Genomic DNA, 14,423 nt, shown 5'->3' on the forward strand with positions numbered 1-14,423 from the left:
ACAAGACCTGCGTCTGAGTTGCGGACTTTTCTGCCGTTCGCTGGGCTTTTGCCAAAGTCTGCTTTTCCAATCGCGGAAGCAGATGCCCGTTACTCAGGGTACAACAGTTCGACTAATAACCACTCAGGCGTGCCATGAACTCTTAGCCTGAGGGTACCAGCTGGCCCACAATAGCCGCGTAATCCTGTATTGGAAAAAACAAATTTGTCGGCAACAAAAGGCTGGGCGTATTCATGAAGAAGCCTCATTTCGGGATTGAAAAGTGAGAACCGAATGGCGTTCTCCCCCACCCAAGCGAGGTCGAGCTGATCAACCAGCGACGAAGGGCTATCTTTCGGTAGCTGTGTTGGGTCAGAGTAGGGTGTGTTTATGCACACAAACCGGACATCATTCCGGAAAGCGGCCGCCAACGGCATGGGTATATCCTTCTCACGGAAGTTTTGAAGCTCTGCCCAGTTCCAGGGAAGGCTTTGTCTTTGAACCGTGATCCAAAGTCCAATGAGGACGAGCGCGATGACAAGCGCAAGCATGATGGTTTTGAAGGCGGCTGACCTTAGCATTATCGTAGTTTAGCGGTGGTGGGTAAAGCCAACATCAAAAAAACAGGGCTGGACGGCTGACGGGACATTGCTGCCCTTGACAGGAAGAGCCCGAATGTCGGCTAACTGAGGCTTCTCTAGGCTGGGCGTATTCCATTCAATGGCGGATATCTGCTTTTCTGACCTTTCTCGATTTTGCGGATGACAAAGCTCCGTCGCTGCTGGTGTCTGGATAAAGGCGTGCGCATCACAAATTGGAGAACCGTCAATGAACTGCGCAAGTTTGCTCATTGGCTGAGAATGGGCACTGGCACCCCAAGACTTATCCGGTCACGCATTTGCTCATTCGGAGTTGAGAATGTCAGGTTTCGCGCAGACAACCCCATCGGTTCTTGGTAACGCGAACGCACCTTGGGTGTTGGACGGTAGAGCGGTCGCTGATAACCTCGGCGTGAACCCTGAGACGGGATTGAATTCGGACGAGGTGGCCAAGCGGCTTTCAACACACGGTCCAAACCGCTTGGAAGAGACTGCAACAGTGCCGCCCTGGAAGATGCTCCTGCGGCAATTCGCAAGCCCGCTGCTGATCATCCTGATAGCAGGTGCTCTTGTTTCGGCCTATACGGGGCATTGGGTTGATGCGATTGCGATATTCGCGATCGCCGTCTTCAACGCCTTCATCTCCTTCTGGCAGGAATACAAGGCCGAGCAGTCTTTGGCAGCCCTGCGGGAGATGTCTGCACCGCAGGCCTTCGTGCGCCGCGGCGGCGAGATCGTCGAAGTACCGGCGGCGGATCTCGTGCCGGGCGATATTCTGCGAGTAAAAGCCGGTGACATTCTGGCCGCCGACATTCGCTTTGTCACCGCCAGCCGGATGCAGGTCGACGAGGCCGCGTTGACGGGAGAATCCGAACCGGTCGACAAACATGCCGATCCGATCGAGGACGAAGACGTCGTTCTGGCCGATCGTCTGAATATGGGCTTCATGAGCACGCAGGTCGCTGGCGGCGCTGGTGAAGGCATTGTCGTGGGCACCGGAATGGAGACCGAGGTCGGTCACATCGCTGCCCTCATGTCCTCTGCGAAAGAGCCAAAGACCCCGCTGCAACTCAAGATCGAGGGCCTTTCCAAGGTGCTGATCATGGCGGCCCTGATCGTGGTCGCCATTGTGATCGGCATTGGCGTGGTCAATGGAATGGATGCGGCTGAGATGCTGAACACGGCAATCTCGCTGTCGGTCGCGGCGATCCCGGAGGGCCTGCCGACAGTAGTCACCATCGTTCTGACGCTGGGATCGCAAAACATGGCTGCCAGCAACGCCTTGGCGCGACGGCTTTCCTCTGTAGAAACGCTCGGCGCGACCTCGGTGATCTGTTCAGACAAGACCGGCACGCTCACGCAGAACCAAATGCAGGTGATGCAATACTGGGCCGGTGGCAAGGACTGGGAAGTGACCGGCGAGGGGTTCGATCCGCATGGCGAGTTCCGTTCCGAAGACGGTAGCGTGGCCGAGATCGAGGCCGAAACGGATCTTCGGCAGATGCTGGCCGCCTCCGCCTATTGCAACGATGCGCGTATGGTCGAGGCTGACGGGCGCCCGGCGATCCAGGGCAACCCGACTGAGGGCGCTCTGGTCGTGGCCGCGGCCAAGGTCGGGATTTCCCGCGAGAAGTTGACAGAAGCGCGGGTCGAGGCGCTTCGGCAATTCCCCTTCGATTCAACGCGCAAGATGATGTCTGTCTTCGCTCGATTGCCGGATGGGCGCACTGTGCTCGGCGCCAAGGGGGCGCCTGATGTGATCCTGTCAAGGGCGAGCCATGTCCGCATGGCCGAGGAAACGCTTGAGATCTCCACGGCCTTGCGGGAAGAGATCGAGGCGGTGATCGACAGTTTCGGCGAGAAGGCGCTCCGGACCCTCGCCGTGGCTTATCGGGAGGTGGCAGAAGAGGATCTGGACCATGCCGATCCCGAACAGCGGATCGTATTGCTTGGCATTCACGGCATCATGGATCCGCCGCGCAGCGAAGTACCCATCGCCGTTTCGGAGGCAACTGGGGCCGGCATCCGAACGGTGATGATCACCGGCGACCACGCCGTGACCGCCCAAGCGATTGCGGAACAGATCGGCATTCGCACCAGCGACGCGCAGACGGTTCATACCGGGGTCGAGCTCGACCAGATGAGCGATCAGGATTTGAAAGAGATGGTGCAGCACGCGGCCGTCTTTGCTCGGGTGACCCCGGAGCACAAGCTGCGCATCGTCAATGCCATGCAGGAGAATGGCGAGGTGGCGGCAATGACCGGGGATGGCGTCAACGACGCGCCCGCTCTGCGAGCGGCGGACATTGGTGTCGCCATGGGCATCACCGGCACGCAGGTCGCCAAGGACAGCGCTGCCCTCGTGCTGTTCGATGACAATTTCTCCACCATCGTGACGGCAGTCCGCGAAGGCCGGCGCATCTTCGACAATCTGTTGAAATTCATTCGGCAGGCGCTCACCGCCAACGTGGCCGAGGTCTCAACGATCCTATTCGCCTTCCTACTGATGGGGGCAGACCCGCTCCTGCCGATCACACCGCTGATGATCCTCTGGGTGAATCTTGTATCGGATGGGCTACCGGCTCTGACACTCGGCTTCGAGAAAGCGGAACCCGACCTGATGCAGCGCCCACCGCGCCCGCCGCGCCCGCGCCCGCGCCCGCGCCCGCGCCCGCGCGACGATAATCTGTTCGGTGGCGGAATGAAAGAGCGGATCCTGATCCGGGGAACGCTGCTCGGCCTGCTGACCTTTTATGTCTTCCAGGAGTTTCTCGAACGAGGCGCCTCCTTGGAACACGCCCAGACAGCAGCGTTCATGACACTGATCTTTGCCCAGATCTGGCATATTTTCGACGCCCGAACGACCTCTACGCTCTACCGCAAGTCGCCGCTCGGCAACCGCACCTTGCTTGGAGCGGTGAGCATTTCCATATTGCTGTCTCTTCTCGCCATTTATACCGGCGCTGGACATTTCGTGCTTGGAACAGTTTCACTGCCTCTGTCGCATTTGCTCGGAGTGTTCTTCATCGCCGCACTGCCCACGCTTCTGTTGTCTGCGCTGAAGGAAAGGTTCGGACTGAAATGGCTCTGACACTACCTTTGCTTAGAAAGGCACTGAAGGTGCTAGAATGGACATCCTGAAGCACCCATTCGGTGTCAACTTGTTGGCAGTGGATCTGCATCGTGCCTGGCCAGCATTCCGCCCACAAGAATTTCAGAGGAAGTTAAATTTTATGGCCTGATAGCCCATACGCACGATCTATTGACGCGCAGCGTGCAGCGTCTTCCCGCGCTTCCCATAGAGAGCATCATAATGAACAAGGCCTATTCTTCGAGCCTAGTGAAACTGTGTTTCCCCCGCCTCCAGCGATACGGTCGTACCTTTTTCGCCAAGAACGGCGGCGGGAACATCGGCGAGCGCGCAAATAATCGCGCGCCCGCCCGAGGATCGCACAAAGTCCTGAGCGGCCTGCACCTTGGGACCCATTGATCCAGCGGGGAAGTCGTATTCATCCAACGCGTCGGGCGTGATGCACCGAATGCCTTTTCGGTCAGGCGTTCCCCAGTTCAGGAACACAGCTTCTGCATCTGTAGCGATGACAAAGAAATCTGCGCCAAGGTTCTGCGCCAGAAGGCACGAGGCGAAATCCTTGTCGATGACGGCTTCGACCCCGACCAGTTTCCGTTCAGCTCCTGCCTCGTACATCGTCGGGATGCCACCTCCGCCAGCAGCGATCACAGTCGCGCCCTTTTCCAGGACCCAACGGATCGGTTCGACCTGAAAGATACGTTTCGGGCGTGGCGAGGGCACCACGCGCCGCCAGTACTCGCCATCCGGTTTCACCGTCCACCCCTTGTCAGCCGCCTCTTTCTTGGCGTCCGCTTCGGAATAAACCTGCCCGATGAACTTGGTCGGATTGTCAAAGGCCGGGTCGCTCGGGTCTACCTCGATCATGGTCAGCAGGGTGGCGATGTGATGCTCGAAGGGCAGGATGTTGCCAAGCTCCTGCTCGATCATGTAGCCGATCATCCCCATCGTCTCGCCCACGAGCACGTCCAGTGGGTATTCCTCGACATCGGTGTACATGATCTCTTGCAGGGCCAGCATTCCGACCTGCGGACCGTTCCCGTGGGTGATGACGGTTTCATGCGCTTCGCACAGCGGAGCGAGGGCTTCGGCGGCAATCTTCGCGTTCTTGCGCTGATTGTCCGCCGTCATTTCCTCGCCCCGTTTAAGAAGCGCGTTGCCGCCGAGTGCTACAACAACGCGTCCCATGGATCAGCTCCCCAGAGTGGCGACGAGGATCGCCTTGATGGTGTGCATCCGGTTTTCTGCTTGTTCGAACGCAATGTTCATATCGCTTTCGAAGACTTCTTCGGTCACTTCCATTTCGGTGATGCCGAACTGTTCGTGAATGTCCTGACCAACTTTAGTCTCCAGATTGTGGAAGGCTGGCAGACAGTGCATGAACTTGACGCTCGGGTTGCCCGTTTTCTTCATCAGATCCATGTTTACCTGATATGGGCTCAGCAGTTTGATGCGCTCTGCCCAAACCTCTTTTGGCTCACCCATCGATACCCAGACGTCGGTATGAATGAAATCCGCGCCTTCGACAGCAGACGTATCGTCCGTGATGGTCACACGTGCGCCCGTTTTTTCGGCCCGCTCCATCGCCAATTCTCGCACATCGTCATGGGGCTGGGTTTCCTTCGGAGAAATCATCCGAACGTCGCAGCCCATGATCGCGCCCAGCATCAAAAGCGAATTGCCCATGTTTGATCGGCAATCACCCGAATAGGCGTAGACAATGTCCTTGCGGGGCTTATCGGCATGCTCAATCATGGTCTGCATATCGGCCAGCATCTGTGTTGGATGCCAATCGTCCGTCAGGCCATTATAGACCGGGACGCCGGCATAGTCTGACAGTGTCTCGACCATGTCCTGACCCGCACCGCGGAATTCAATCCCGTCGAACATACGTCCCAGAACTCGGGCGGTGTCTTTCATCGACTCCTTGTGCCCGATCTGTGAGCCCGACGGATCGAGATAGGTGATGTTCGCGCCCTGATCGTATGCTGCCACTTCAAAGGCGCAGCGGGTGCGTGTCGAAGTTTTTTCGAAGATCAGGCAGATGTTCTTGCCGGTCAGCGACGGCTGCTCGGCGCGGGCGTATTTCGCGCGCTTCAGGTCGCGGGCCAGATCCAGCAGATACAGCATTTCACGCTGGCTGAAATCGGCAATTTTCAGATAGCTACGGCCTTTGAGATTGAATGCCATTTTATCTCTCCCTAACAAAAATCAGAGGGCGCAGGGGGCTGCGCCCATGGTAAATTCAATAGGCGGGGTCGCGGTCGATCGGGCAGGTCATACAGTGGCCGCCACCACGGCCGCGCCCAAGTTCCTGACCCGAGATTTCGATCACCTCGACACCGGCTGCGCGCATCTTTCCGTTCGTGAACGTGTTGCGCGCATAGCCGACAACAACACCTGGCGAGAGGGCGACGACGTTATTACCGTCGTCCCATTGTTCGCGCTCGGCCTGGAATTCGTTGCCACCTGTAGAAATCACCTCGAGTGAATTCAGCCCCAAGGCTTCCTTGTAGACGTCGAACAGGTGCCCTTTTTCCACGTGGATATCCAAATCTCCCCGGTCACCCCGACGGATCGAGATACATGTGATCTGATCCGCCACTTCAGAAAATGCGGTGACCTTGTCATGGTCGAGGCATGTAAAAACCGTATCCAGATGCATGGCCGCGCGGCTCTTGGGCATTGCACAGGCGACAACACGCTCGGCGCCGCCCTTGCTGAACAGCGCTTCTGCGACCTGTGCGACAGCCTGCCGGGTCGTACGCTCACCCATCCCGATGAAAACCGTTCCATTACCAACTGGCTGAACATCTCCGCCCTCAACCGATGCGAGACCGAAATCGTCGTCGCTGTCGCCCCACCAGAACTCAAACTCGGCGTCTTTGAACATCTTGTGGTGCCGGTACACAGTTCGCATGATCAAGGTTTCCGGCTTACGAGCAGGCCAGAACATTGGATTCGTGGTCACACCATCGAAAATCCAGCAGGAGGGGTCTCGTTGAAACTGGGCGTTAGGGATGGCCGGAAGAATGAAGTCACCCAGCGAAACAAGATCGCCGAACTGCTCATCAATCATGCCTTTGGGAAGGTCTGCGAAGACGATGCCGCCGAGCATATGCCGAGCAAGCAGCTTAGCATCCATCTCGTCCAGCCAGGCTCGCATTTCTACGGAAAAGCCCAGACCGACCATGTTGGGTGTGATCAGGCGGTCCAGAAGAAAAGCGCGCGCCGAGGGGTCTGATCTGATAGCGTCTGCCAGAAGGTCCTGAATGTCGTAAACCTCGACCCCGCGTTCCCGCATGAGCGAGCAGAATTCAGCGTGATCCTTACGAGCCTGTTCGACCCAGATGACATCATCGAAAAGAAGCTCTTCGCAATTTCGCGGTGTCAGTCGATCATGCGCCAGCGAGGGGCGTGAGACGATCACCTTATTGAGCTTTCCGATCTCGGAATGAACGCCGAGCTTCATTGTAACTCTCCTTTCGAACTATCTGTTTTTTGAATGTCTTCAACGTCATTGGCCTGGCTCCAGCGGACCCAGACATGGATAGGCACGCCCATAAGCAGCAGGACCGAGCCAACCAAAACAGTTTCAGCGCCTGAGCCGATGAAGGCCCAGACCGAATAAATGAACCCAAGCGCGCCCAGTACGATGACCTTCGCCAGTTCCGGGCCATGCAGGACCTGCCCGCCTTTCAGCCGGATCATAATCTCGGCCACTGAGCAGATGGCATAGGGCAACAGGCTGGCTACAACGGCGAGCAAAATGACAAAGTTGAATGCGGCGACCAGCCCTTGCGCATAGTTCATGATAATCAAAACCGAGGCCAACGCGTTCGACAGGATTAACGCATTAGCAGGCGTTCCAAATTTGGATTTTTGGCCCAAGGCTGCAGGAAAGACGCGATCCAAGGCGGCACCGTAAGGGACCTGGCCACTGAGCAGCGTAAAGCCGTTCAAAGTACCAAAGGTCGAAATCACCGCGCCCACAGCAACAAGGACACCACCAACGGGACCAAACATCACCTCACCGACGGCTGCAAGAGGTGCGGCGGAAACAGCAAGCAGCTCGGCAGGAATGACGCCCATCGAAACGGCGGTTACCGAGATATAGACGCTTGCGGCGATAATCACGCCGATCACGGTAGCGCGCGGGATGGTCTTTTCCGGCTCGATAACATCGCCAGAGGGAACCGTCGCAGATTCAAGACCCAGGTAGGCCCAAAGCGTCAGAGCAGCCGCGGCAGAAATCGCCGTAAACGCAGTGGTGCCGCTTTGATTGACCGGAACATAGTTCTCGGTGTTGATCCAGAAGATACCCAATGTGCCAATCAATATCAGCGGAGCGAGCTTGAGCACGGTGGTCACGATCTGAACCAAACCAGCCCCTTCGACCCCTCGGATGTTAACCAAGGTGAGCGTCCAGATTGCAACCAACGCAGTCGAGAGGCCGTACATCGGCACTTCGATGATAATAGGGAACAGGAATCCTAGATACCCCACCAACGCGACAGCGACTGCGGCGTTCCCGGTCCAAAGTGCGATCCAGTACCCCCAGGCGATAATGAAACCTGCAAAGTCTCCGAATGCTTCCTGCGAATAGGCATAAGGACCACCGGGTTTAGAAACGACGCGTGACAGCCTTCCGAATATGATCGCGAGAACAAGCGCCCCTGCCGAAGTCAGAATCCACCCGCCGATTGCGATTGGCCCAAACGGTGCAAGTGACGCTGGTAGAAGGAACACTCCCGACCCGATCATGTTTCCGACGACCAAGGCAATACAGGCCGTCAGCCCAAGGGCACCGGATGTCGATGTTGTGTCTGTGGCGGCGCGATCGGTCATTGCGACGGCTCAGTTCGATGTTGTGTCTGGAGTCTCGGTTGTGGGCCTGTCGATCCCCGGATCAGTGATGGCCCCAACGGTAAGTGCCGCGCAGATGATCACCGCCAGAATTACGAGCAGCGGGAAAACAAAGCGTAGCCACCTGTCATATGACACGCGACCAATGGCTAGCCCTCCCATGACGACGGCAAATGTCGGGTTGAACAGGTTCACCCATCCGTTTGCAGACTGATACGCAGTAACCACAAGGTCACGGCCGACGCCTGCAAAGTCTGCCAGTGGCGCCATGATCGGCATCGAAAGCGTGGCCAGCCCTGACGAGGACGGCACCAGGAATGACATCAAGATCTGAATGCCAAACATCGCGTTGATAAAGGCGAACTCGCTCAGTCCTGAGACAACCCCCTCTGCCCCTGCAAGGATAGTGTCGGTGATCTTGCCCGCGTCCATAATGACGACAACACCGCGTGCGACGCCAATGATCAGGGCAACGCCCAGCAAATCGCGCGCGCCATCAACGAAGGTTTCCACAAAGGTCCCTTCGTCCATTCTGGACCCTTCATCCGTTTTCCCGACCCACCAGACGATGATGGACATCACCAGGAAGAGACCGGACATTTCCGCCATCCACCACCCCAGCGCGACAACACCATAGATCATAATGGCGAAGGTAATCCCGAAAAGAATCAGAATGATCGAACGGGTCTTGGTCATTTCGGGGAACGTATCATAGCCTTCCGAACCCTTTAGAAAATGCGCCCGGTTTTCCTCGGCCTGATCTGCCACCACGGACAATGACGGGTCGGCTTTCACGCGTGATGCGTATCGCATGACGAATGCGATGCCTGCAGCAAGACAAAGGACAAGAATAATGAACCTTAGAACGATCCCATTCGTGAACGGAATACCCGCACCTTGCGAGGCAACAACTGTCGCAAATGCGTTGAAGGTTGAGCCCAGGGTCCCAATGCCTGCGCCCAGCATGATCACCGCGACCCCGGTCAAGGAGTCGTATCCTGCCCGAATAAAAACCGGAATGATCAGAGCGTAGAACGCCAAGGATTCTTCGGCCATGCCATAGCTTGTCCCGCCAAAGGCAAAGGCGATCATCAGGATTGGGATCATCAGGATTTCCCGCCCGGCCAACCTGTGCAGCAGCCAACCGATACCGGCGTCGATAGCTCCTGTCTTGGTTACAACCATCAGGAAACCACCAATGACCAGGACAAACAAAGCGACATCAATTGCGGCGCTGGATGAACTTCCAAGGAGACCAGGATCGTACATTCCGGCAATCGGGGCAAGGATAACCGCTGCAAGCCCCTGAGGGTTCGGCTCGACTTCGTGATAGGTGCCTGGGACTGGCGCTTCGCTGCCCAGAGCTTCGTTCATCTGACGGTCGTACTCACCGGCCGGAATAACCCATGTAAGGGCGGCCACGACGGCAATCAGTATGAACAGAATGGTAAAAGCGGTAGGAAATTTAAACTTAGACATGTGAAACTCGCGCTGGGTGAAGCTGAGAAACTGGGCAGTCAAATATTTGAATATTTATGTCTCAACTTAGTACTAACGCGGCGACTTGTCACTTTCGTAAAACGTGGGGTTGTCGAACACATTGAACAATGTCTGCCATGGGCTCAGTGCAGTCATTCGCTGCGACTTGCTTGAACGACAGATTTTGCGGATAATTTTACCAAAGCGGGAAATGCGTCTTTTTGCTTCAGCCCGTACAAGTGTTGCTAAGAACGCATTTCTCCTAGGTGCGCGATACCCGAAGCCAGTAGTCGTCTCGCCTCGTAGAGTTCACGCCGACCAGACATCAGGTTTGGAGGCCGCGCACCTATCTTTTCAGAATGCTGGATTGATATCTCTAACCTATCAGCCGCTTCGATTGTGGCTTTAAGTGCAGCCTTGATGGCGGTCCTATCGGAAATGGGGGAGCGAGTTTCAGCCATTCCTCCGATGTCTGTCCATGACCCTCTCTTCATTTTTATTCCTCGCTCAGGCGGCCCCATTTTGGTAGCAATGACTTATCAATTGCGGCGGTCGTTCTATCCGCACGTCGCATTTCCTCGACCTCCGCACGGAGTGCGGACAGTTCTTCAAGACCTTTGAGCTAGGCGTGACGACCCAGGGCATCCCGAAGAAGCCTTGCCTGTTGCAAGCTGATTTCGCTCCAAGATGCTGCAGTTGTGGTTCGCTCTGAAGCGACGCGGATATCTTCAATTGAACTCAATTTGTTCCTGTCAGCCAATTGAGCGAAGTCAGAGCGTGTAGGAGGCCGAACCCGATCAACGAGCCATTGGGCTACGGTTGGATTGCCGATATCAAGCTCGTCGGAAATTTCGTCAGTGGCGCGCCCGAGCATATCTTCAAGCCGTTCGCCCGCAAGCTGTGCTGCGCGTACTTTAATGCCATTTGCGGCCCGCGGTCGACCGGTTGACTTTCGCGGCTTGTGCCCGGGCAGGAATTTGCCATCCGGGCCGCGTTTAGCTTGTTTCTCGTCATGGGTCATAGAACCGGCAATCTCGTCATATTTACATCAAAAATACTGACATAATAGCTTAACTTTGCGTTCTTGTCGCTGTCTTGGGATTGACCCGTGGTTTACGGAGTTCGAGTGCGAGGTGTTCCGCTCCTTCGAGTGAAAAACCAAATCGGCTGTTGCAATCCCACAAAGAAATCAAGAAGTGAGGATGCCTCCCAGGCCATCTGGCATCAGATGCTCAACGCTCAATTCTTTAGTTACAAGAAATGCAATACAACTAGGATGCCCCACTCAATTCTCAATTTCCATTCCTCAATGTTGAACGCACGTTGGCCAAGTTGTCTGGATGAAGGTGATAGCACCGCGCGACAGCAAGGTTTTGGATTGCCAAATTGGTTTCATTGGCCCAATTGACAGCAGTTGAAATCAGAAGAATTCAGTAATACGTGAGTTTCTTTATGGGGGCGAGATGTCCCAACTGGCGGAAAACGCAGCGTTTTCAATGAGGGTATGATGGCCCTAGGCTCCACCAAATCTTCATATGCTGTTGGTTTGAGTTTATCCCCTTAATTTACAAGAGTTTAAAAACGATTCTGTTACGTTGAGGTGTCACAATGAGGACGCTTGAGAAGATGCCTGGACACTCCCGACTCTATCGCCATGGCGACGTCTACTATCTCCGCGCAGCCGTCACTGCGGACGTCGCAGCGACCTACCCGAAAACCGAAGAAAAGTTCTCTTTGATGACGAAGAACCGCGCCTATGCTATTCGGAAGGTCCGTTTCGCTGCCATTGAGGTCGACCAACAATTTGACGCCACCTATGTTTGCTCAAAGCCCAAGGACAGGAAGCTTGAGTTGAACTGACCTCAGATCAGATCAACAAATCAAGGCCGTATACTACAACTTCCAGCTGAAGGGAGATAAAGAAACGCGCCTAGCCTTGGGTGTTTACTAGGAAGCAACTGACATTTCTCTCTTCCGCTGCGCGTCTCTGATCAAAGCCGCGAGCCGGTAGAAGCCATGAGCCATCTTGGTGTAGGGCATTAGCAGGAAGAACGTCAGAACCGATCCAAGGTGGATGGCAAGCAACGCAAGCATCAGAGACGTTGAACCAAGGGCATAAAGGACTAGCCCGCTCAGGCCGACAAATCCGAGCAACAGTATGAAACCGATGTCACCACCCCAAGCAGACCGGTCGCCAAGCTCTCGATCAGATTTTTGTTTGAGCAGAACCATAGCTCCGCATCCCACTGTCAGCAGGATACCTCCGGAAACCCCGAAGAGTTTTGGCAGGGACCAGAACCCGTAGGGCGCGTGCAACCCGAACCCGTAGTGCATAACCGTCGCCACCGAGGTCGACGCAAAACACAGCAGGAAGCCGTACATGATAGCGTGGTGAATGTGACGGCGCCCCTGGCTGAACCGATCTTCATCTTCAAAGTTACATCCCTCACCATGCCCGGCAGCCAGATCCTGCATCTTGCCGGCGCGCTGGAAAGCGGCCATCAAATCAGACATTTGGATGGGTTTGCCACCGACTTCCGCCCAATAGCGCCTTAGGCTGATAGCCACGCTAAAGAGCGGCAACAAGAATGCCGGCGCAAAGATTGCGACCATCGCGTTGTGGGACAGGACGGCATAGAACCCCTCTCCTCCGCTTGATCCAATGGCGCGAATGGCCCAGAACAACAGGGCAAATCCAATCACCAGAGCCAAGGCAATAGCCCCGCCGTGAGTGTGAAACCGGCGCGCCAGAGGTTGCGGCCAGGCGAAGCTTTCCCAGCTGTCCCGCCGCACTTCGGCCAGAGCTTTCGGCAGGTTCAGGTCAAACTCGTGCGGAGCTGTGTACTGACAGGCATAGTAGCAGCCTCTGCAGTTGTGGCAGAGGTTGGCGAGTTGCGTGATGTCTCCATCGGAAAACGCGCGTTCTGCATGCAGGGATGGAAAGACTGAGCAGTAGCCCTCGCAATACCGGCAGGCATTGCAAATCTCGGCCTGACGGCGGGCTTCTTGAATTAGTTCAGTTTGCATAAGCGGCGGCCTCACGTCCTGCGATGCGTCCAAAAACGGTTCCGATAGTCATGCCGAACCCGGCCAAGTAACCTTGCCCCAAGATCGACCCGGCCATGGTTTCGCCAGCGGCCCAAAGGTTTTTGATCTTGCCGCTGGACGTCGAGCACTGCGCTGTGTCGTCGACCTTCAGACCCAGATAGGTGAAGGTCACGCCGGTGCGCAGCGAGTAGCCATAGAAGGGCGGCTCGGTGATCGGACGCGCCCAGTTCGTCTTGGGCGGCGTCAGACCGGAGGTCGTGACCCCGTCCAACTCAGTCGGATGAAACCCACTGGTATCACCGCATGCTTCGTTGAATTCAGCAACGGTCGCTTTCAACTTGTCGGCAGGCAGATCCATCATTCCGGCCAGTTCTTCCAAGGTGTCCGCCTTTAGCGGTGGAAAGACCGAGGGCATAAACAGGTTCAGCGACTTCGCATCGATGATCACATAGCCAACTTGATCCGGCTGGGCCGCAACAAGACGCCCCCAGATCGCATAGCGCTTGGGCCATACGTCTTCGCCTTCGTCATAAAACCGCTCGGCATTCTTGTTCACGACAATTGAAAACGGCACGCAGTCCAGGCGGGTGACGATACCGCCGTCGAACTTCGGCGCGCGCCCGTCAATTGCGACGGCGTGGCACTGGGTCGGATCGCCGACGCTGTCCACACCCTGATCCAGCAAATCAGACAGAACCACGCCACGGTTATAGGGTGTGCCCCGGATCAAGAAATTCTTGGCAGGTTCACCCCATGCACGGGTCAGCCAATCCGTGTCGGCCTGAAACCCACCCGAGGCAACGATGACCGCCTTGGGCGTGATGCGATGAGACTGGCCCTCATAGGTGTAGTCGACCCACTCGATCCGATCACCATTCAGCTCCAGATGCGTGACAGCAGCTTCGTACAGAACATCGACACCCAAACCAGTAGCAGTTCGGTAATATGCGTTTACCAGAGACTTCCCGCCCCCCATGAAGAAGGCGTTGGTCCGCGCCAGCGACAATGTCCCGGACAGAGAGGGTTGGAACCGCACCCCGTGTTCTTCCATCCACGGCAGGCATTCCTCGGAGGTTCGGATCGCGAGGCGAGCAAGATGTTCGTCGGTTTTGCCGCCGGTGACCTTGAGCAGATCTTCAAGATACTCATCTTCAGTGTATTCTTCGATCAGCGGGCCGAGAGGAGCGCCATGCATACAACGAAAATTGCGCGTATGGCGTGAGTTTCCACCACGATAGGGTTTTGGCGCCGTCTCGAGGATCAGAACACGGGCGCCTGCCTCGGCAGCGGTCATCGCGGCGCAGAGGGCAGCATTCCCCCCGCCGATCACAGCGATATCATAAGCTTCCTTTTGGGTGGCCATA

Annotated in this window: 12 protein-coding genes; 2 read left to right on the forward strand and 10 right to left on the reverse strand. The window is 56.2% G+C overall.

From position 1 onward, the window contains the following. Positions 1 to 89: 89 nt before the first annotated feature. Both ACR0J4_RS06005 and ACR0J4_RS06010 read right to left on the reverse strand, forming a co-directional pair. The gene (locus tag ACR0J4_RS06005) at positions 90 to 530 is read right to left on the reverse strand and encodes a hypothetical protein (RefSeq protein WP_170555726.1); all 441 of its coding nucleotides are present in this window, start codon (positions 528 to 530) and stop codon (positions 90 to 92) included. A 39-nt stretch (positions 531 to 569) separates the two neighbouring features. Then, complete coding sequence (locus tag ACR0J4_RS06010; protein ID WP_170555727.1) at positions 570 to 830, reverse strand: hypothetical protein; 261 nt, start codon at positions 828 to 830, stop codon at positions 570 to 572. A 67-nt stretch (positions 831 to 897) separates the two neighbouring features. Between ACR0J4_RS06010 and ACR0J4_RS06015 the strand changes: the two genes are divergently transcribed. After that, a complete protein-coding gene (locus ACR0J4_RS06015) occupies positions 898 to 3,669 on the forward strand; it encodes a cation-translocating P-type ATPase (protein WP_480668331.1) in 2,772 nt (923 codons plus the stop codon). Positions 3,670 to 3,915: 246 nt separating this feature from the next. Here ACR0J4_RS06015 and arcC read toward each other — a convergent pair whose 3' ends face one another. From arcC to ACR0J4_RS06045, 6 genes are all read right to left on the reverse strand, one after another. After that, on the reverse strand, positions 3,916 to 4,854 hold the full coding sequence (gene arcC / locus ACR0J4_RS06020; protein ID WP_170640569.1) for a carbamate kinase: 939 nt from the start codon (positions 4,852 to 4,854) through the stop codon (positions 3,916 to 3,918). A gap of 3 nt (positions 4,855 to 4,857) precedes the next feature. Then, positions 4,858 to 5,856, reverse strand: a complete 999-nt coding sequence (gene argF / locus ACR0J4_RS06025; RefSeq protein WP_170640571.1) for an ornithine carbamoyltransferase — start codon at positions 5,854 to 5,856, stop codon at positions 4,858 to 4,860. Between the two features lie 55 nt (positions 5,857 to 5,911). Beyond that, positions 5,912 to 7,138 carry an arginine deiminase gene (locus ACR0J4_RS06030; RefSeq protein ID WP_170640573.1) on the reverse strand — a complete coding sequence of 409 codons (1,227 nt, stop codon included), beginning with the start codon at positions 7,136 to 7,138 and terminating at the stop codon, positions 5,912 to 5,914. Continuing rightward, on the reverse strand, positions 7,135 to 8,514 hold the full coding sequence (locus tag ACR0J4_RS06035; protein ID WP_170555731.1) for an amino acid permease: 1,380 nt from the start codon (positions 8,512 to 8,514) through the stop codon (positions 7,135 to 7,137). Before ACR0J4_RS06035 ends, ACR0J4_RS06030 begins: the two co-directional genes overlap by 4 nt. Positions 8,515 to 8,523: 9 nt before the next feature. After that, the gene (locus ACR0J4_RS06040) at positions 8,524 to 10,011 is read right to left on the reverse strand and encodes a YfcC family protein (RefSeq protein WP_170640575.1); all 1,488 of its coding nucleotides are present in this window, start codon (positions 10,009 to 10,011) and stop codon (positions 8,524 to 8,526) included. Between the two features lie 622 nt (positions 10,012 to 10,633). Further along, positions 10,634 to 11,032, reverse strand: a complete 399-nt coding sequence (locus tag ACR0J4_RS06045) for a hypothetical protein (RefSeq protein ID WP_170640577.1) — start codon at positions 11,030 to 11,032, stop codon at positions 10,634 to 10,636. Between the two features lie 605 nt (positions 11,033 to 11,637). Here ACR0J4_RS06045 and ACR0J4_RS06050 point away from each other — a divergent pair. Further along, complete coding sequence (locus ACR0J4_RS06050) at positions 11,638 to 11,871, forward strand: DUF6538 domain-containing protein (RefSeq protein ID WP_170640579.1); 234 nt, start codon at positions 11,638 to 11,640, stop codon at positions 11,869 to 11,871. Between the two features lie 87 nt (positions 11,872 to 11,958). Here the strand turns inward: ACR0J4_RS06050 and tcuB are convergent, their stop codons facing one another. Next, the gene (gene tcuB, locus ACR0J4_RS06055; protein WP_170640581.1) at positions 11,959 to 13,038 is read right to left on the reverse strand and encodes a tricarballylate utilization 4Fe-4S protein TcuB; all 1,080 of its coding nucleotides are present in this window, start codon (positions 13,036 to 13,038) and stop codon (positions 11,959 to 11,961) included. Further along, the gene (gene tcuA / locus ACR0J4_RS06060) at positions 13,028 to 14,422 is read right to left on the reverse strand and encodes an FAD-dependent tricarballylate dehydrogenase TcuA (protein ID WP_170640583.1); all 1,395 of its coding nucleotides are present in this window, start codon (positions 14,420 to 14,422) and stop codon (positions 13,028 to 13,030) included. The genes tcuB and tcuA overlap by 11 nt, the downstream gene beginning before the upstream one ends. Position 14,423: the final 1 nt, after the last annotated feature.

The organism is Ruegeria sp. B10 (assembly GCF_056539825.1).